Raw genomic sequence first — 18,872 nt, 5'->3', positions numbered from 1 at the left:
GCGGCGCACCGATCGTGTCAAGGTCCCCGAGAATGCGATGATCACCAGCCGTGCTAACAATGATGCACGTTGGAAAGACGTGGATGGCCGGGTGGAAGCCCGGCCATGACGCCGGAGAGAGTTGACGATTGCCATGACCATCCACCTCGAAACCCAATCCGATCTCGAAGAGGCCGTCCACGCGCTGGTCAAGCGCGATCCGCGCCTGAAGCCAGTGCTGGCGACTGCCGGCATGCCGGCGTTGCGGCGGCGCGAGCCGGGTTTTGCGGGGCTTGCCCACATCGTCTGCGGGCAACAGCTCTCGACTGCGAGCGCCGCGGCGATCTGGGGACGGTTGTCCGCCGCGTTCGATCCGTTCGACCACGAGGCTGTCCGCCGCGCCCGCACCGACCGGCTGGGGCGGCTCGGCCTGTCCGCCGCCAAGATCAAGACGCTGAAACATCTCGCGCGCGAGATCACCGCAGAACGGCTGAACCTCGACGTGCTCGCGGAAGAAGACGCTGATGCCGCGCATCACACGTTGATCGCACTGCCCGGCATCGGACCCTGGACCGCGGACGTCTATCTGCTGTTCTGCCTCGGCCATGGCGACGCCTGGCCGGCCGGCGACCTCGCCGTGCAGGAAGGCATCCGCATCGGGCTCGGCTTGCAGGCGCGGCCAACGGAGAAGCAGATGGCGCCGCTCGCCGAACCCTGGCGCCCCCTGCGCGGAGCGGCGGCACATCTGTGGTGGAGCTATTATCGCGCGGTGAAAAAACGCGAAGGCGTCATCGCGGGATCAACCTAGAGCTAGTTCCGTTCCGATGGAATCGGAACGGGGCTCTAGTGTTTTGTTTTGACGCGTTTTCTTGACGCGAACCGGTGTCCACTTCGCTCGAACACGCTCTAGCCCCGCAGCCCGACGCGATCGGTCCGGGCGCAATCGGCGACGAAGTCGATGACGGCCCGCACCGCCGGCAGTTCGACGAGGTCGGGATGGGCGAGCAGCCACAGGTCCGCCACGCTGGCGAGCTTCTGCGGCGCGACACGCACAAGATCGGGATAGCTTTCGGCGACAAAGCACGACAGGGCGGAGATTCCGAGTCCGGCGCGGACCGCCGCCAGCATGTCGCCCTGGGACGAGCAGCGCATCACCACCCAGGCCTGACGCGTGACGACGTCGCTCCAGCGCGCAAGCTGGAGATTGGAGGTCTGATCGGCGAAACCGATGACGCTGTGCCCCTTCCACTCGCCGCGCCGTTCCGGCAAGGACCGCCCGCCGGCGTAGCCGCGCGAGGCGTAGAATCCCGTGCCGAGACGGCCGATCTTGCGGCCGACCAGATTTTCCTCGCCGCTGTCGAAGGGCCGCAACACCACGTCCGCCTCGCGCCGGCGCACGCTCGCCGGAAACGGATGGGTGATGATCTCGAGCTGGACGTGATCGTGCGCGCGCAGGAACGCAGGCAGGCGCGGCATCAGCCAATGCGAGGCCAGCGTTGCGCCGATCGATAGCTTGACGGTCCCGCGCGCCTTATGCCCTCCGGCCGAGACTGCCGTCTCCGCCCGCAGCGCGGCCGCCGCCATTACCTCGGCGTGCTCGCGCAGCGTCCGTCCATCCGCCGTCAGCGCAAGGCCGTCGGCGGCACGCGCCACCAGCCTGGTGCCGAGCTGGGCTTCCAGCGCCGCAATCTTGCGGCTGACGGTGGGATGGCTGCTGTGCAGCCGGCGCGCCGCGCCGGTGAAGCTGCCGGTATCGGCGACCGCGAGGAAGGTCTTGCAAAGGTCCCAGTCCATGAGCGGCCTCTGTTCAAATCTGAAAAGTCGTCCGTTCAATATTGAACGATAAGAGGCCCCACTCCAACCCCTATAATGACGTCAAATGAAACATGGGCGGCAACTCGCCCGCGACAATCAAAGAAGGAAACGCCTCGTCATCCGCCTGCCGGCGGGCTGCGTTTCCGGGAGGACATCATGGCGCTGCCCGCTCTCTTGAAGGATTCGCTCGAGCTGCCCGTGGTCGGCTCGCCGCTCTTCCTCGTCTCCGGCCCTGAGCTGGTGATCGCCCAGTGCAAGGCCGGCGTGGTCGGCTCGTTTCCGGCACTCAATGCCCGTCCGGTGGAAAAGCTCGACGAATGGCTGAGCCGCATCGAGGACGAACTCGGCGAATACAAGTCGCGCAATCCCGGCAAGAAGGTCGCACCCTACGCCGTCAACCAGATCTGCCACGCCTCCAACGACCGGCTGATGAAGGACATGGAGACCTGTGTGAAGCACAGGGCGCCCATCATCATCACCTCGCTGCGACCGCCCGCCGAGCTCGTCGAGGCCGCACACTCGTACGGCGGCCTCGTGTTCCACGACGTCATCAACGTCAAGCACGCGCGCAAGGCCGCCGAGCAGGGCGTCGACGGTCTGATCCTGGTCTGCGCCGGCGCTGGAGGACATGCAGGAACGCTCTCGCCTTTCGCACTGGTACGCGAGGTCAAACAATGGTTCGACGGTGCGATCCTGCTGTCGGGCGCAATCAGCGACGGCTTCGCGATCGCCTCCGCGCTGACGCTGGGCGCCGACCTCGCCTATATGGGCACGCGCTTCATCGCGACGAAGGAAGCCAACGCTGACGAAGCCTACAAGTCGGCGCTGACGCAGCACACCGCGCATGACATCGTCTACACCAACCTCTTCACCGGCGTGCACGGCAACTATCTCGGGCCTTCGATCGCCGCGGCCGGGCTCGATCCGGACAATCTGCCGGCGGCCGACAAGACGAAGATGAATTTCGGCTCCGGCGGCAACATGAAGTCCAAGGCGTGGCGCGACATCTGGGGCTCGGGCCAGGGTATCGGCCAGATCGCCGACGCGCCGCCGGTCGCCGAGCTCGTCGACCGGATGAAACGGGAATTCGACCAGGCCCGACAGGATTTCCTGATGCGCGTCAGCGCCTGACGTCTCGGACCGACAATAAAACGGGAGGACACCATGAAGCTGGCAGCCGCACTGATCGGGATGTCGTTGCTGATGCTCGCCGGCGGCAGCGCCCATGCCGAAGGCAGCGACGAGATCCGCATCGGGCAGACCCTGCCCTACAGCGGCCCGGCCTCCGGCTTCGGCGCGATCGGACGGACGCAGGAAGCGTTCTTCGAGAAGGTCAATGCCGAAGGCGGCATCAACGGCCGCAAGGTCAAGTTCATCACGCTGGACGACGCCTATTCGCCGCCGAAGACCGTCGAGCAGACCCGCAAGCTGGTGGAGCAAGAAGAGGTGCTGATGATGTTCGGCTCGCTCGGCACCGCCACCAACAGCGCCGTGCAGCGCTATCTCAACGCCAAGAAAGTGCCGCAGCTGTTCGTGCTCTCCGGCGCCACCAAATGGGCCGATCCGCAGAAGAACCCGTGGACCATGCCGGGCATGGCGGCCTACGAATCCGAGGGCGTGGTCTATGCCAAATACATTTTGCAGGCCAAGCCCAACGCCAGGATCGCGATCCTCTCGCAGAACGACGATTTCGGCCGCGACTATGTCGCCGGCTTCAAGCGAGCGCTCGGGCCTAAGGCCGCAAGCATGATCATCGCGGAAGCGAGCTACGAGACCAGCGCGCCGACGATCAGCTCGCAACTCTCGACCTTGAAGGCCTCGGGCGCCAACGTGCTGTTCGGCGTCGTGCTCGGCAAGTTCACCTCGCAAATGGTCAAGGGCGTGGCCGAGATCGGCTGGAAGCCGGAGCTGTTCTTCGTGCCGACCTCGGCGTCGTCGATCTCTTTCCTGGAACCGGCAGGGCTCGACAACGCGGTCGGCCTGATCTCGTCGAGCAATCAGAAGGACACGATGGACCCGCAATGGGTCGACGATCCCGGCGTGAAGGAATACTTCGCCTTCATGAAGCGCTACATGCCGGCCGCGGACCTCTCCAACTCCAACTACGCCGCGGGCTATCACTATGCCACGCTGCTGATGACGGTGCTGAAGGGGTGCAAGGATGATATCAGCCGCGACAACATCATGCGCCAGGCGGCCTCGTTGAAGGATGTGAAGCTGCCGCTGCTGCTGCCGGGAATGGCGGTTACGACCGGCCCCGACGACTATCTGCCGTTCCAGCAGCTTCAGCTCCGGCGCTTCAATGGCAAGAGCTGGGTCGGCTTCGGCGACGTGCTGGATGATCGCTAGACGAGCGGGATGAGGAGACGCCATGATCATCAGCGGCGAACGCCAGATCAGCTATGACGACATCCGGGCTCGGATCAGGCGGGCGATGAGCGGCTTCCGCGCCCTGGGGCTTGCCGAGGCCGCGCCGGTCGCGATGATGCTGCGCAACGATTTCGCTCTGTTCGAGGTGGTTGCGGCCTCGGCCGCGCTGGGCAGTCCGGTGGTGCCGATCAACAGGCATTTGAAGGCCGAGGAGGTCCGTTACATCCTGGCCGACAGCGGGGCGAAGATCCTGGTCTGCCACGCGGATTTGCTGCCGCAGATCCGCGACGGCGTACCGGCGGATGTCCTTCTCCTGGTCGTCGCGACGCCGCCCGAACTCGCAGCGACCTTTTCGATCCCTGGGGAACTGACCGAGATCCCGGTGGGACTGACCGATTGGGACCGCTGGCGCGACGACCATCCGCAAGCGCAGGAGCCGCCGCGGCGGGCCGCAGCGATGATTTATACATCCGGCACCACGGGCATGCCGAAGGGCGTGCGGCGCATGCCGATGCAGCCCGAACAGGCGGCCGCCTCCGAACGCGTGGGCGGGATCGCCTATGGCATCAAGCCGCGGGAAGACCAAATCGTGCTGATCAACGGCCCGATGTATCACTCGGCGCCGCATTCCTACGGCATGCTGGCGTTCCGCAGCGCTTGCACCATCATCCTCCAGGCGCGGTTCGATGCCGAGGAGCTGCTGGCGCTGATCGAGCGCCACCGCGTCACGCACATTCACATGGTACCGACCATGTTCGTCCGGCTGCTGCGGTTGCCCGAAGCGGTCAGGCAGCGCTACGACCTGTCGTCGCTGCGTTTCGTCGTGCACGGCGCCGCCCCCTGCCCGCCGGACGTCAAGCGCGCCATGATCGACTGGTGGGGACCGGTCATCAACGAATATTTCGGCTCCACCGAGACCGGGATCCCGGTGTGGCACTCGGCCGAGGAAGCACTGAAGAAGCCTGGCACGGTCGGCCGCCCCATCGAAGGCGGCATCGTCAGGATCTTCCGCGATGACGGCAGCCCGTGCGGTGCAAACGAAGTCGGCGAAATCTACATGCGCCAGACGTCAGTGCCCGATTTCGACTATCACGGCAGGTCGCAGGCAAGGGCCGAAGCCGGCCGTGACGGCCTGGTCAGCGTCGGCGACGTCGGTTATCTCGACGCGGACGGCTATCTGTTCCTGTGCGATCGCAAGCGCGACATGGTGATCTCCGGCGGCGTCAACATCTATCCCGCCGAGATCGAGAACGTGCTGATCGGAATGCCCGGCGTGCGCGACTGTGCCGTGTTCGGCATCCCCGACGCGGAATTCGGCGAACGGCTGTGCGCCTTTGTCGAGCCTGAATCGGATGCCGAGCTCTCGGCCGACGCCGTCCGATCGTTCCTGCGCGGGCGGCTTGCCAATTTCAAGGTGCCAAAGGACGTCGAATTCCGTGACGCGCTGCCGCGCGAGGCCACGGGAAAGATTCTCAAGCGCAAGCTGCGGGAGCCCTATTGGACGATGTGAGGACAGGCAACGCCGTCCGAGAGTGCGGGACCGCATAAACGGGAACGAGTGGCAATCGTTCCTGCGCCTCTCCAATATTCGGCAGATTGAAGACGCGCGCTTCCGTCGCAAATGGAAGAGCAACCAATTCGAATCTCGCCTGTTGTCGACCGGCACAATCAACAGCCGGAGAATAAAAAATGTCTCGTCTCACCATGCTCGCCGCAGCTCTGCTGCTGCTCGGATCAGCGCCTGTCAGTGCACAGTCACAGCCTGCGCAGAGCGGGCCGGGCAACAACGCCGTCAACAGCTCTGATCACAACAACTCCAACGCACCGGTCGCGGGCCGCAACAGCTTCACCGAGGGCCAGGCGAAGTCGAAGATCGAGGGCGCGGGTTATTCCAATGTTTCCGGACTGCAAAAGGACGACAACGGCGTCTGGCGCGGCAAGGCCGACAAGGCCGGGACCAAGGCGGACGTGAGCGTCGATTTCCAAGGCAACGTGAACCCCGCCAAGTAAGGAGGATGAAACATGACGACCACTATTTCTCGACTCTATGACACCTATTCGGATGCGGAACGTGCGGTCAGGCGTCTGGAGGCCGCGGGCGTGCCGCACTCCGACATCAGCATCGTCGCGAACAATTCCGATAACTGGTACGGCTCCTCCACCGGCAAGGTTGACCGTGATCGCGACGGCGTCGACGATCGCGCCGAAGGTGCCGGCACGGGTGCCGGCATCGGCGCAGGCCTCGGAAGCGCGGCCGGCCTGCTTGCCGGACTCGGCCTGCTGGCCATTCCGGGACTCGGACCGGTGGTTGCCGCCGGATGGCTGGCTTCGACCGCAGTTGGTGCCGCGGCCGGCGCCGCGACGGGCGGCATCGTTGGCGCGCTGACCGAAGCCGGCGTCTCCAAGGATGATGCGTCGCGCTACGCGGAGGGCGTCCGTCGCGGCGGAACGCTGGTATCGGCGCGGGTACCCGACCAGGACAGCACACGTCTCGATGCCCTTCTGCACGAGAAGGCCGTGAACCTGCAGGAACGGAGCGCCGCCTGGCAAAAATCCGGCTGGAACGGCTTCGATGCCGCAAGCCCGCCGTTGTCACCCGACGATGTCGGCCGTGAGCGTGAGCTGTACGGCGCCGGCACGCGGGTGAGGTAGGGATGTTCCGCTCGCCGCCACGCCAGCGGCAGTGAATCCCAAGAGCGCGAGGGAGGCTCCACCAAGGTGGAGCCTTTTTCGCGTGCCCCTCCTCGAACACCACGAGGGTGCCGCAGGTCTCTCTCAACGAGCGCATTCCGCTGAAGCAGGGCCACATGTTCTCACTGCTCGGGTAATCGGCTATTGGCCGTCTGCGAAACAGTATAGCTTTCGACCGTAGAGGAAACGCCGCGGAGACGGCACGAGGTCGCGCATGCTGGACAGGACCAAGGACATTGTCGCATCCGCGCAAGCCTGGCTCGATGAGGTCGAGCTAACGCTGGGCGCAGCCGATAGCGCTGCGCTGGATCGTCTTTTCCTCGCCGACAGCTATTGGCGCGATGTGCTGGCACTAAGCTGGAACCTGCAAACGATCGGCGGCGGCGACTCGATCAAGCGGGAGCTGACAACGCTCGCGGCAAAGGCTGCGCCGGGCAGCTTCAAGATTGCGCCGAACCGAGCGCCACCGCGCTGGGTGACGCGTGCCGGGACCAACACTATCGAGGTGATCTTCAATTTCGAAACCGCACTGGGGCGCGGCAGCGGCATCGTCAGGCTTGTGCCCGACGCCACCGACGGCGACCGCCTGAAAGCGTGGACGCTCCTCACCGCGCTCGACGAGCTCAAGGGCTTCGAGGAGCAGCTCGGCACCTCGCGGCCGCGCGGCCAGGCCTATTCGCGCGACTTCCGTGGACCGAACTGGCTGGACTTGCGCAACGGCTCGCGCGACTACGCCGATCGCGATCCCGCCGTGCTGGTGGTCGGCGGCGGCCAGGCCGGGCTCGCGATCGCGGCGCGGCTGAAACAGTTGAACATCGACACCCTGATCGTCGATCGCGAGGCACGGATCGGGGACAATTGGCGCAAGCGCTACCACGCGCTGACCCTGCATAACCAGGTGCAGGTCAATCATTTGCCCTACATGCCGTTTCCGCCGAGCTGGCCGACCTATATCCCCAAGGACAAGCTCGCCAACTGGTTCGAAGCTTACGTCGAGGCGATGGAGCTGAACTTCTGGACCGGAACCGAATTCGAGGGCGGCGCCTACGACGATGCGAAAGACCACTGGACCGTCACACTGCGGCACACCGACGGCAGTGAGCGTATCATGCACCCGCGCCATGTGGTGATGGCGACCGGCGTCAGCGGCATCGCCAATGTGCCTGTCATTCCGACCCTGGATAACTTCAAGGGCACGCTGCTGCATTCGAGCCGCTACGAGGACGGCGAGACCTGGACAGGAAAACGCGCCATCGTCATCGGCACCGGCAATAGCGGCCACGACATCGCGCAGGATCTTCACTCCAGTGGTGCCGAAGTGACGCTGGTGCAGCGTTCACCTACGCTCGTCACCAATATCGAGCCGTCGGCCCAACTCGCTTATGCGACCTACAATGAGGGCACGCTCGAGGACAACGATCTGATCGCGACCTCGATGCCGACACCGCTCGCGAAAAAGACCCATGTGATGCTGACGGAGCAGTCGAAGGAGCTCGACAAGGAACTGCTCGACGGGTTGCGGCGCGTCGGCTTCAAGCTCGATTTCGGCGAGGCCGGCACCGGCTGGCAGTTCAAATATCTCACCCGTGGCGGCGGCTATTATTTCAATGTCGGCTGCTCCAACCTCATCATCGAGGGCGCGATCAAGCTCAGGCAGTTTTCCGACATCGAGAGCTTCGTCACCGAGGGCGTTCGCATGAAGGACGGCACAACCCTTTCGGCCGACCTGATCGTGCTCTCGACCGGTTACAAGACACAGGAATATCTGGTGCAGAAACTGTTCGGCGACGCCGTCGCCGACCGGGTCGGCCCGATCTGGGGCTTTGGCGACGGCCTCGAGCTGCGTAACATGTATACGCGCACCAGGCAGCCCGGCCTCTGGTTCATCGCCGGCAGCCTCGCGCAATGCCGGATCAACTCGAAATATCTGGCGCTGCAGATCAAGGCGATCGAGGAAGGGATTTTGGGGCAGGCTGGAGCGGCAGCGGCGAGCACCGCTTGAACAACACCGTAGAAGCAGTGTCGCACCACGATAACGAACAAGAGGAGAATTCATGCCAGCCATTCTCGGCACCGGCGAGCACCGCTACCGCGTCGTTGAAAACTTCGCAAAGCTGCCGGACGGATGGCAGCTCACCGACGTCGCCTCGGTCGCGGTCGACAGCAAGGACCGCGTCTACGTCTTCAACCGCGGGGCCCATCCGATGGTCGTGCTGGACCGCGAGGGCAATTTCTTGCGAAGTTGGGGCGAAGGCCTGTTCTCGCGCGCCCACGGCCTGCACATCGATGCCGACGACAATCTCTATTGCACCGATGACGGCGACCACACCGTGCGCAAGTGCACCACCGACGGCAAGGTGCTGCTGACGATCGGCATCCCCGAGAAACCGTCGCCGTTCATGAGCGGCGATCCCTTCCACCGCTGCACCCACACCGCGCTGTCGCCGAAGGGTGAAATCTACGTCTCCGACGGCTATGGCAATGCGCGCGTGCACAAATTCACGCCCGGCGGCAAGCTGATGACAAGCTGGGGCGAACCCGGCACCGATCCCGGCCAGTTCAACATCGTGCACAACATCGCCACCGACGCCGACGGCTTTGTCTATGTCGCCGACCGCGAGAACCACCGCGTGCAGGTGTTCGACGGCAACGGCAAGTACGAGACGCAGTGGAACAATCTGCACCGCCCTTGTGCGCTATGCTGTTGCGGTGGGGCTAAGAGCCCGACCTTCGTCATCGGGGAACTCGGCCCTGGCCTGGCCGTCAACCGCAAGGTGCCCAATCTCGGCCCGCGGCTCTCGATCGTGGACGCCAAGGGCAACCGCATCGCGCGGCTCGGTGGCGAGGAAGGCCCGGGCGTTGCGAGCGGCAAGTTCCTGGCGCCGCACGGCATCGCACTGGATTCCAGGGGCGACATCTATGTCGGCGAGGTCGGCGTCACCGACTGGAAGACCAGCTTTCCGGACGAGGAGATGCCGGCCGTGGTGCGCGCGACGCGATGTTTGCAGAAGCTGGAGCGCGTGCGGGAGTAGCTGCCTCGGCACATCCACGTCGCGCTGTCAGGATGACGCTCCCTCAACGGCCTCGGACTTGGAAATCACAGCGTTTTGCGCGCTTTGCCACCCCCCGGCCGCATTGCTTGTGCCGGAATAAGTCGCTCAACGGGCTTCACAATCCCGTCACGCTGCATGTAGTATGTCAGTTGCGTGCTGCTTCGCAGCGTACATTGGAGGCCAGGAGCGTTACTTGAACGCACATGTCTCGCAAGGCCATTGGCCGGTGTTGGTGCTGAATGCGGACTTCCGGCCGCTGAGTTACTACCCACTGTCTTTGTGGTCGTGGCAGGACGCGATCAAGGCGGTATTCCTCGACCGCGTCAACATCGTCGCGCATTACGATCAGGCGGTCCATAGCCCCACGCTGCAAATGCAGCTGCCGAGCGTCGTCTCGCTCAAATCCTTCGTCAAGCCGACCACCCACCCTGCCTTCACCCGATTTAACGTCTTCCTGCGCGATCGTTTCGCCTGCCAATATTGCGGCTCGCCCGAAGACCTCACCTTCGACCACATCATCCCGCGCAGCAAAGGCGGCCAGACCACCTGGGAGAACGTGGTCGCGGCGTGCTCCCCCTGCAATTTGCGCAAGGGCAATCTGACGCCGGTGCAGGCCAAGATGTTTCCACGCCAGCACGCCTTCGCGCCGACCGTGCACCAGCTCCACCGTAACGGCCGCCTGTTCCCGCCGAACTATCTGCACGACAGTTGGCTGGATTATCTCTACTGGGATACGGAGCTGGATCCGTAACGTCGGCGTGCAGGCCCTCGGCAATCCATCGTTGACTCGCGCCGCCCAACGCCGGGAGAGATCAGCGAGCTTCTATCTGCGCGCCTGCTCCAGATCGATCTGATAGACGGAAATCCGGTCGATCTCGAATGCGACGGTAGGCGGCGACTCCGCGTCGACCGGACCGACGCCGAGAAAGAATTTGGATCCGATCGCGAGATTGACGATCATGTACATGGGATCGTCGAAACCGATCGGCACCTTGATGTCGGACACCGGTCTGCGGTCGATGAAATAGACCAGGCGATCCTCCTCCCACAGCACACCGTAAGTGTGGAATGCGCTCGACGCGTCGCCGACCGCGAAGTCGAAGCCGCAGGACTGAATCTTCTGGGTCGAGGGAATCCGCCAATGCGTCGTCATCACGAGATCGCCCGGCTTTTCGCCGCGGCCTTCCAGCACGTCCACCTCCGGCGGCCAGCCACCGTCATCCGCCAGCATCCAGAACGCCGGCCACACTGCGTGCCCGACCGGCACCTTGGCGCGGATCTCGAAATAGCCGTGCTTCTGCGCGAACGTGCCCTGGGTCGTCAGTATCCCGGAGATGTACTCGTTGTCGAACAGCACCGGCTTCAACCCCGGCGGGGTACGGCTGGCGACGATCGACAGCACGCCGTCCTTGACCTTGAACGGATCGAGCCCGAGCGGCGCCGCGTTGCGCCCCGCATAGCGCGGATCGACATAGATCTGTTGCTCGCCATTGGCGCTGGTCTTGCGCTTGAAGTCGGAGCCGTCGCCGCCCCAGTAACGCGCCTCCGGCCAGGCCGCGCCGCCGGCGTAATGCGGCACCCAGCGTCCGTTTGCCAGCGGATGCTCGTCAAAATCCTCGTTGAAGGTCCGGCGTAGCGGCAAGAAGACCAGCGAGGCCGGATTGACCTTCTCCAGCCGACGGCACTCGATGGTGGAGGGATCGGTCGTGACCTGCAGCGACATGCTCATCGGGGCACCGTCGAGATCGTCCTGCGCGATGGCCGGCGCGGGCACAACGCAGAGACCGATCGCAGCCAGAGCGCCCCTCGTCCAACGCTCGATCATCACCGCACTTCGAAGACGCCAGAGGAAAGGCCAAGGTTAGCTTACTCATATCGGAACCGGCAAGAGCGGGCCGGCGACCGCGCGCCAATTCAGGAGCGCCGCTTGCACACGCGATCCAGATTTTCGTGCACTTAGAAAAATTGGGACGCCTAGGCAGCGCTCGGAAGGCGAGCGGCAGGCTCCTGCCGGGACGGAACTCGGGGCGCCGGCATCCGTTCAGAGTCGAGGCCGGATGTCGCGCGGGCGCCAGTTGTCCGCGACAGACATATCCGGTCCCGCCACAGCACGAGGGGAGAATAGTCATGGCCACAAGCGAGACGGATCACGTCTACAAGATCCTGGAACTGGTCGGATCGTCCGAGACGTCGATCGAGGATGCGATCAAGAACGCGGTCAGCCGGGCCGCAAAGACCGTTCGCGAGATGAAATGGTTCGAGGTGGTGCAAACGCGCGGCCATATCGAGAACGGTGCCGTGCGCCACTACCAGGTGACGCTGCGGGTCGGCTTCACGCTGGATGAGTGAGGCAGAAAGGCCCGGCGCGCGGGGTCAGCCTGGTTAGCTCGACGATAGCCCGTCAATTGTCGAGGATTGTTCCGACCGGAAGCGCACAATCCGCACGGAAGTTGCAACAGCCCGTTAAGGCCAAAGTGAGAGGTTTGCGCCGAAATGGAGCAAGCCTGATGACCACGGGCCGCGAACTCGGAAAGACGCGCCTTCCGCTCTGGGCAGCGGGTTTCGTCATCCTGACCTGCTTCGCCATCCTCGGCTTGAGCGCCTGGCGTGAATGGGAAACACGCAATGCCGATCTCAAGAACGCCGAGATCGACGTCGCCAATCTGGCGCATTCGCTGATCCAGCACGCGGACGACACCTTCGAACTCGTTGATACAATCCTCGTAGGCCTGGTCCACCGGCTCGAAATCGACGGGACGGGTCCGGACACGATCACCAAGCTTCAGGCCTATCTGCCGACACGAAAATCATCGGACCGGATCCGCGGCATCTTCGTTTATGACGCGAGCGGGCAGTGGCTTGTCACGACCGAGCGGCTCGACTTCTCCAAGCTCAACAACAGCGACCGCGAATATTTCCAGCGTCATCGGCACTCGCCGGAGATGGGCACGCTGATCGGACCGCCCGTGAAGAGTCGAGCCGGGGGCCAATGGGTCGTCACCGCGTCCCGCCGGATCAACGATGCCGACGGCGGCTTCGCCGGCGTTGCCCTGCTCACGATCGACGTCGGCTATTTCGTCAAGTTCTACGAGCGGTTCGACATCGGTACGAACGGCTCGGCATCGCTGCTCAACGATAGCGGCATCATGCTGGCGCGCAGCCGCGACGACAGTGGCGCCTTTGTCGGACGCGACCTGTCCAATGCGCCCTTGTTCAAGGGATGGGAAAGTCGCCCCGCCGCAGCAGTCTACTATTTCAAGTCGCCGCTCGATGGCGTCCAGCGGCTGAGCTATTACCAACGCAGCAGCCGCTATCCCCTAATGGTGCTGGCGAGCAAGTCGCGGGACGACGTGCTGGCGCCGTGGCGGCAAGCCGCGGCTGCGCGCACCACCTTCGTCCTCGGCCTTGTGCTGCTGATCGCGGTGATCGGCTTCTACCTGGTCCGTCAGCTCGTACAGCGGCAGCGCACGGCCCAGGCCCTCGTCGTCAACGAAGCAAACTTCCGCCTGTTGGCCGAGCAATCCAGCGACATGGTGACCCGGATCGGGCTGGACAACCGGCTGCTCTACGTTTCCCCCTCGTGCGTACGCATCACGGGCTGGTCCTCCGACGAGCTGCTATCCACCTCGGCCCTGGCCGGCATTCACGCCGACGACATGGAGCGGGTCGAGCAGGCTATCGCCGCGCTTAAGAATGGCGAGGCCGAGGAGACGCGGTTCGTCTATCGCCACCGTCATCGCGACAAGGGCGAGATTTGGGCGGAGGCGGCGTTGCACGTGACCCTGGCGTCGGACAGCGGTGAGATCGACGGCGTCGTCGCGGTGGTGCGCGACATCACCGAGCAGAAGGATCTTCAGGACAAGCTCGCCTCGCTTGCAACGACCGACGGCCTCACCGGACTCGTCAACCGGCGCGCGTTCGACGAGCGCCTCGCCGAGGAATGGGCCCGGGCCCGGCGCGATGGCACGCAGCTCTCGCTCCTGCTGATCGATGTCGATCATTTCAAGAAGTTCAACGACCAATACGGGCATCTGGCGGGCGACGGATGCCTGCGCGCGCTGGGCCGGATCCTATCAACCCACACCAAGCGCCAGGCCGACGTCGCGGCGCGCTACGGTGGCGAAGAATTCGCCGTGCTGTTGCCGAACACCGGTCCCGAGGGCTGCGCCGAGGTCGGCGAAGGGATTCGCAAGGCTCTGCACGATCTCGCCATGCCGCATGCGCAAAGTCCCCCCTCGCGCCTGGTGACCGCAAGCGTTGGCGGCGCGACGAGTCTGCCGTCCCAAACCACGGCGGACTGCAGCACGCTGGTCGGCGCCGCCGACCGCGCGCTCTACGCCGCCAAGGACAACGGCCGTGACCGGCTGGTGATGTCGGGACAGGTCGTTCCCTGGCCCGCCAGGAGCGCGTGACGGATCGACCGCTGGCCCGATTTGTTGCCTGCGCTCCAGCGCGGTATGGCTTGGATCACGGCCGGATGTTCGGCCAATCCGAGAGTGCTGCGGTGACCGGTCAAATCAAACTCGTCCTCTTCGACATGGACAATGTCCTCTGCGACTACGACACGGCAAAGCGTGTCGCATGGCTGGCGAAGGTTGCGGGGACCACGAGCGAATCCGTCCACAAGGCGATCTGGGACAGCGGCTTCGAGCTGCTCGGCGATTCCTGCACACTCGATGCCGCGGACTATTTGCGGGGTTTCGGCGACCGCATCGGCTATCCGCTGTCACTGGACGAGTGGATCGAGGCGCGACGCCGTTCAATGCAGGCCGATCGTGCCATGCTGGAGATTGTCGGCAGCTTGCGTCAAACCGTCGACATTGCCGTCCTGACCAACAACACGACGCTGGTCGCCGACCATATCGCAGCGCTGCTGCCGGAATTGCCACCGCTGTTCGGCTCGCGAATCTACGCCTCGGCCCGGTTCAAGACGGCGAAGCCGGACCCGCGCTGCTTCCGCCTCTGTCTGTCGGAGCTCGACGTCAAACCGGAGAACGTCCTGTTCGTCGACGATCTCATGGCCAATGTCGCCGGTGCGCGAGAGGCGGGCCTGTTCGCGCATCACCACACCTCGGTTGAGGCTTTCAGGCGGGCCCTGTCGGAGCACGGCCTGCTTCACGCATGAATGCGCGATCCGCTTTTCCCGGCGTCAGGCGAGATGGCACGCCACAAAGTGCCCGCCTGCTCCCTCCTTCAGCTCCGGTGCGCTTTCCGCGCAACGCGGCTGGGCGATAGGACAGCGGGTGTGGAAGTGGCAGCCCGACGGCGGCTTCATCGGGCTCGGAACGTCGCCCTTGAGGCGGATGCGCTCGCGCTTGAGCTTGGGATCGGGCACCGGCACCGCCGATAACAGCGCCCTCGTGTAGGGATGCTGCGGATTGCGGTAGAGGTCGCTGGCCTTGGCGAGCTCGACGATACGGCCAAGATACATCACCGCGACCCGGTCGGAGATGTGCTCGACCACCGACAAATCGTGCGCAACGAAGAGATAGGTGAGGTTCAGCTCCGCCTGGAGATCTTCCAGCAAGTTGATGACCTGCGCCTGGATCGAGACGTCGAGCGCAGACACCGGTTCGTCGCAGACGATCAGTTTCGGCTCGACCGCGAGCGCACGCGCGATCACGATGCGCTGGCGCTGACCGCCGGAGAATTCATGCGGATAGCGGCGCATGTGCTCGGCCTTGAGCCCGACCTTCACCAGCAGGCTCGCGACGCGATCCTCACGCTCCTTGGCGGATGAGCCGAGCTTATGGATGACGAGGGCTTCGCCGAGGATGGCGCCGACCGTCATGCGCGGATTGAGGGAGGCGAACGGGTCCTGGAACACAAGCTGCATGTTCCGCCGCATCGCGCGCAAATCGTTGCCGCCGAGCTGGCGGACATCCTGACCGTCGAACACGACCTCGCCGTCGGTCGGTTCGATCAGGCGCAGCACGCAGCGTCCCGTCGTCGACTTTCCGCAGCCGGATTCGCCGACGAGGCCGAGCGTCTCGCCGCGGTTGACCGAGAACGAGACCCCATCGACGGCATAAACGCTGCCGACCTGGCGCGACAACAGGCCGCCATGCACGGGAAAATATTTCTTCAGGCCGCTGACGCGGAGCAGGGGCTCGGTCATGCTGCGCCTCCCAACTGCGTATCTCCCAGATGACAGGCCATACGGTGGCCGGGCGCGATCTCGCGCAGCAGCGGCTCCCTCTCGGTGCAGACGCTCATGGCGTGGCGGCAGCGCGGAGCGAAGCGGCAGCCGACCGGCGGATTGATCAGGATCGGCACCGAGCCGCCGATCGCCTCCAGCCGCACCTTGTGCTCGCTGGCGAGATCGATGCGCGGGATCGAGCGGATCAGTCCCTGGGTATAGGGATGGCCGGGATTGCCAAAGAGGTCGTCGACGGGCGCCTCCTCCACCACCTTGCCGGCATACATCACGACGACGCGTTGCGCGGTCTCGGCGACGACGCCCATGGCATGGGTGATCAGCATCACCGCCATGCCGAAGCGTTCCTTCATGTCCTGGAGCAGGTCGAGGATCTGCGCCTGAATAGTGACGTCGAGGGCCGTGGTGGGCTCGTCGGCGATGATCAGTTTCGGCTTGCAGGCGAGAGCCATCGCGATCATCACACGCTGGCGCATGCCGCCGGAGAACTGATGCGGATAGTTGTGCACGCGGCCTTCGGCGTTGGGAATCTGCACCAGCTTGAGCATCTCGATGGTGCGATCGAGCGCCTGTTTCCTGGTGACATTCTCATGGCGGCGCAGGCTTTCGGCGATCTGCTCGCCGATGGTCAGCACCGGATTGAGCGAGGTCATCGGCTCCTGGAAGATGAAGCCGATCTCCTTGGCGCGGATCTCGTCGAGCTGACTGCTCGTCAGCGGCACGAGATCGCGGCCCTCGAAGATGATCTCGCCTGCCGCGATGCGGCCCGGCGGCATCGCGATCAGCTTCAGGATCGACATCGCGGTGACGGTCTTGCCGCAACCGGATTCGCCGACGACGCAGAGCGTCTCGCCGCGGTTGATGGAGATGTCGACACCGTCGACCGCCTGGAGGATGCCGTCGTCGGTGGAGAAGTGGGTTTTCAGTCCCTTGATCTCGAGCAGCGGCGCCATCAGATCACCCGCCGCGCATCGAGCGCGTCACGCAGGCCGTCGCCGATAAAATTGATGGCGACCACTGCGATGAAGATCGCGCCGCCCGGGAACAGCGCCCAGTGCGGGCCGATGTCGAGAAAGTCTTTCGCGTCATAAAGCAGCCGGCCCCAGGTCGGCGTATCCGGCGGGAAGCCGAGGCCGAGGAAGGACAGCGTCGATTCCGCGATGATGGCTGCGGCCACGTCGATGGTGCCGGCGATGATCACCGGACCGAGCGCATTGGGCAGGATATGGCGCACCACCTGCCGTACCGGGCTGGCTCCGAGAGCGCGCGCGGCTTCGACGAATTCCTTCTCGCGGATCGACAGGAACTGGGCGCGAACGAGGCGGGCGACCGGCATCCAGCGCAAGCCACCGATCACGAGCACGATCAGGATGAAAATGCCGCCCTCGGGGCCGAACGCTGCCTTCAGCCCGTCGCGGAAGAGATAGATCAGCAGCAGCAGCAGGGGCAATTGCGGCAGCGACAAAAAGAGATCGGTGAGCCACATCAGCCCATGGCCGAGCGCGCCGCGCGACATGCCGGCGAGCGCGCCGATCAGCACACCGACAAAGACCGAGACCAGCATCGCGGCGAGACCGACCGCGAGCGAGATGCGCCCGCCATAGATCATGCGGGCGAGGATATCCTGCCCGAGATCGTCGGTGCCAAAGGGATGGGCCAGCGACGGCCCCTGCATGCCCGCCACGATGTCGATGTCGTCGATCTTGACCCGCCAGATAAAGGGGCCGACCACCACCGCCAGGATCAGAACGAGGAGCAGGAACGCGCTGACCACGGCAAGCTTGTGGCGGCTATAGCGCCGCCACGTCTCGCGCCAGGGCGAGTAGACGCGCCGCTCAGCGGAGGGAGATGCGAGGGTCAAGCCAGCCATAAAGAACGTCCGCGATGAGATTGAACAGCACGACCAGGCACGCAAAGACGAAGGTGACGGCCATCACCACCGGCGTGTCGTTGGAAAGGATGGAGGAGATCAGCAGCGAGCCGATGCCGGGGATGCGGAAGATCTGCTCGGTGACGATGGCGCCGCCGAACACCGCCGGGATTTGCAACGCAATCAACGTGACGACCGGGATCATCGCGTTGCGCATCACATGCTTGATGATCACCCGCCTCTGGCCGATGCCCTTGGCGCGCGCGGTGGTGACGTAGTCGAGCCGGATCACGTCGAGCATCGCCGAGCGCACGAAACGCGTCATCGACGCAGCCTGGAACAGGCCGAGCACCGCCACCGGCATGATCGCCTGACGGATCATCTCCAGCACCCAGTGAATCCCCGTGCCCTTGATGTCGGTCGTGTAGACGAAAGGCAGCCAGTCCAGCGTGACCGAGAAGATCAGGATGAACAGGATGCCGGTGAAGAAGGTCGGCAGCGAGAAGCCGACAAAGGCGAGCGTGTTGGCGACCTGGTCGAACAGCGAATAAGGTTTCGTCGCGGCGTAGACCCCGACCGGGATCGCGATCAGGAGCGCAAGGATCTGCGCCGAGCCGATCACGTACAGCGTCGTTGGCAGTCGCTGGAGAATGAGCGTGTCCACGTTCATCCGGCTGACGAAGGAGAAACCCCAGTCGCCGTGCAGCATGGCGTTGAGCCAGTGCAGGTAACGAAGGTAGATCGGATCGTCGAGGCCGAACTTCGCCCGAAGCGCGAGAGCGACTTCGGGCGGCACGTTCGGATTGGTCGCTAGCTCGGAGAAGGGATCGCCCGGGGCGAGTGCGAGCACGACGAACAGCACGAGCGAAATTCCGAGCAGGCTCGGAATCGCGATCAGGAGGCGACGCAGGACATACTGGCTCATGAAGAAGGACCG

General features: G+C 64.3%; 18 protein-coding genes. 12 read left to right on the top strand and 6 right to left on the bottom strand.

Annotation, left to right across the window (positions count from 1 at the left end; translation table 11 throughout):
* Nucleotides 1-133 precede the first annotated feature (133 nt).
* Nucleotides 134-787 (top strand): DNA-3-methyladenine glycosylase, encoded by a 654-nt coding sequence (locus IVB07_RS04000; protein ID WP_085361089.1) that lies wholly within the window; start codon nt 134-136, stop codon nt 785-787.
* Between the two features lie 98 nt (nt 788-885).
* On the opposite strand, the gene IVB07_RS03995 is transcribed toward IVB07_RS04000, so the two are convergent.
* On the bottom strand, nt 886-1,773 hold the full coding sequence (locus tag IVB07_RS03995) for a LysR family transcriptional regulator (protein WP_018453232.1): 888 nt from the start codon (nt 1,771-1,773) through the stop codon (nt 886-888).
* 177 nt (nt 1,774-1,950) lie between these two features.
* On the opposite strand from IVB07_RS03995, the gene IVB07_RS03990 reads away from it, so the two are divergent.
* From IVB07_RS03990 to IVB07_RS03955, 8 genes are all read left to right on the top strand, one after another.
* Complete coding sequence (locus IVB07_RS03990; RefSeq protein ID WP_018453231.1) at nt 1,951-2,925, top strand: nitronate monooxygenase family protein; 975 nt, start codon at nt 1,951-1,953, stop codon at nt 2,923-2,925.
* A 33-nt stretch (nt 2,926-2,958) separates the two neighbouring features.
* The gene (locus IVB07_RS03985; RefSeq protein ID WP_018453230.1) at nt 2,959-4,143 is read left to right on the top strand and encodes an ABC transporter substrate-binding protein; all 1,185 of its coding nucleotides are present in this window, start codon (nt 2,959-2,961) and stop codon (nt 4,141-4,143) included.
* A 22-nt stretch (nt 4,144-4,165) separates the two neighbouring features.
* Complete coding sequence (locus IVB07_RS03980) at nt 4,166-5,674, top strand: acyl-CoA synthetase (protein WP_247360903.1); 1,509 nt, start codon at nt 4,166-4,168, stop codon at nt 5,672-5,674.
* Between the two features lie 179 nt (nt 5,675-5,853).
* Nucleotides 5,854-6,174 carry a hypothetical protein gene (locus IVB07_RS03975; protein ID WP_026232489.1) on the top strand — a complete coding sequence of 107 codons (321 nt, stop codon included), beginning with the start codon at nt 5,854-5,856 and terminating at the stop codon, nt 6,172-6,174.
* Nucleotides 6,175-6,186: 12 nt separating this feature from the next.
* Nucleotides 6,187-6,816 (top strand): general stress protein, encoded by a 630-nt coding sequence (locus IVB07_RS03970; protein WP_018453227.1) that lies wholly within the window; start codon nt 6,187-6,189, stop codon nt 6,814-6,816.
* Nucleotides 6,817-7,069: 253 nt separating this feature from the next.
* Nucleotides 7,070-8,857, top strand: coding sequence for an NAD(P)/FAD-dependent oxidoreductase (locus IVB07_RS03965; protein ID WP_247299277.1), 1,788 nt, complete (start codon nt 7,070-7,072; stop codon nt 8,855-8,857).
* Nucleotides 8,858-8,909: 52 nt separating this feature from the next.
* A complete protein-coding gene (locus IVB07_RS03960) occupies nt 8,910-9,887 on the top strand; it encodes a peptidyl-alpha-hydroxyglycine alpha-amidating lyase family protein (RefSeq protein WP_018453226.1) in 978 nt (325 codons plus the stop codon).
* Between the two features lie 214 nt (nt 9,888-10,101).
* Complete coding sequence (locus IVB07_RS03955) at nt 10,102-10,659, top strand: HNH endonuclease (protein ID WP_007597381.1); 558 nt, start codon at nt 10,102-10,104, stop codon at nt 10,657-10,659.
* A 72-nt stretch (nt 10,660-10,731) separates the two neighbouring features.
* Here the strand turns inward: IVB07_RS03955 and IVB07_RS03950 are convergent, their stop codons facing one another.
* Nucleotides 10,732-11,733 (bottom strand): glycoside hydrolase family 16 protein, encoded by a 1,002-nt coding sequence (locus tag IVB07_RS03950; protein ID WP_018453225.1) that lies wholly within the window; start codon nt 11,731-11,733, stop codon nt 10,732-10,734.
* 302 nt (nt 11,734-12,035) lie between these two features.
* On the opposite strand from IVB07_RS03950, the gene IVB07_RS03945 reads away from it, so the two are divergent.
* The 3 genes from IVB07_RS03945 to IVB07_RS03935 all read left to right on the top strand — a co-directional run bounded on the left by IVB07_RS03945 (nt 12,036) and on the right by IVB07_RS03935 (nt 15,033).
* Nucleotides 12,036-12,257 carry a dodecin gene (locus IVB07_RS03945; RefSeq protein ID WP_018453224.1) on the top strand — a complete coding sequence of 74 codons (222 nt, stop codon included), beginning with the start codon at nt 12,036-12,038 and terminating at the stop codon, nt 12,255-12,257.
* 158 nt (nt 12,258-12,415) lie between these two features.
* Nucleotides 12,416-14,320: a diguanylate cyclase gene (locus IVB07_RS03940; RefSeq protein WP_247360901.1), complete on the top strand. Its 1,905-nt coding sequence runs from the start codon at nt 12,416-12,418 to the stop codon at nt 14,318-14,320.
* A 65-nt stretch (nt 14,321-14,385) separates the two neighbouring features.
* A complete protein-coding gene (locus IVB07_RS03935; protein WP_026232488.1) occupies nt 14,386-15,033 on the top strand; it encodes an HAD family phosphatase in 648 nt (215 codons plus the stop codon).
* Nucleotides 15,034-15,057: 24 nt separating this feature from the next.
* On the opposite strand, the gene IVB07_RS03930 is transcribed toward IVB07_RS03935, so the two are convergent.
* From IVB07_RS03930 to IVB07_RS03915, 4 genes are read right to left on the bottom strand one after another with little or no spacing between them, the layout of a single operon-like run.
* A complete protein-coding gene (locus IVB07_RS03930; protein ID WP_007597389.1) occupies nt 15,058-16,026 on the bottom strand; it encodes a dipeptide ABC transporter ATP-binding protein in 969 nt (322 codons plus the stop codon).
* Nucleotides 16,023-17,018, bottom strand: coding sequence for an ABC transporter ATP-binding protein (locus IVB07_RS03925; protein WP_085350758.1), 996 nt, complete (start codon nt 17,016-17,018; stop codon nt 16,023-16,025). Before IVB07_RS03925 ends, IVB07_RS03930 begins: the two co-directional genes overlap by 4 nt.
* Nucleotides 17,018-17,935 (bottom strand): ABC transporter permease subunit, encoded by a 918-nt coding sequence (locus IVB07_RS03920; RefSeq protein WP_007597392.1) that lies wholly within the window; start codon nt 17,933-17,935, stop codon nt 17,018-17,020. Before IVB07_RS03920 ends, IVB07_RS03925 begins: the two co-directional genes overlap by 1 nt.
* The gene (locus tag IVB07_RS03915) at nt 17,901-18,860 is read right to left on the bottom strand and encodes an ABC transporter permease (protein WP_007597394.1); all 960 of its coding nucleotides are present in this window, start codon (nt 18,858-18,860) and stop codon (nt 17,901-17,903) included. The genes IVB07_RS03920 and IVB07_RS03915 overlap by 35 nt, the downstream gene beginning before the upstream one ends.
* Nucleotides 18,861-18,872 lie beyond the last annotated feature (12 nt).

Origin of the sequence: Bradyrhizobium sp. 172 (genome assembly GCF_023101065.1) — a bacterium.
Taxonomy (GTDB): Bacteria; Pseudomonadota; Alphaproteobacteria; order Rhizobiales; family Xanthobacteraceae; genus Bradyrhizobium; species Bradyrhizobium canariense_D.
Note: the sequence above shows the minus strand (reverse complement) of the source record. Positions and strands in the feature narration are given on the sequence as shown.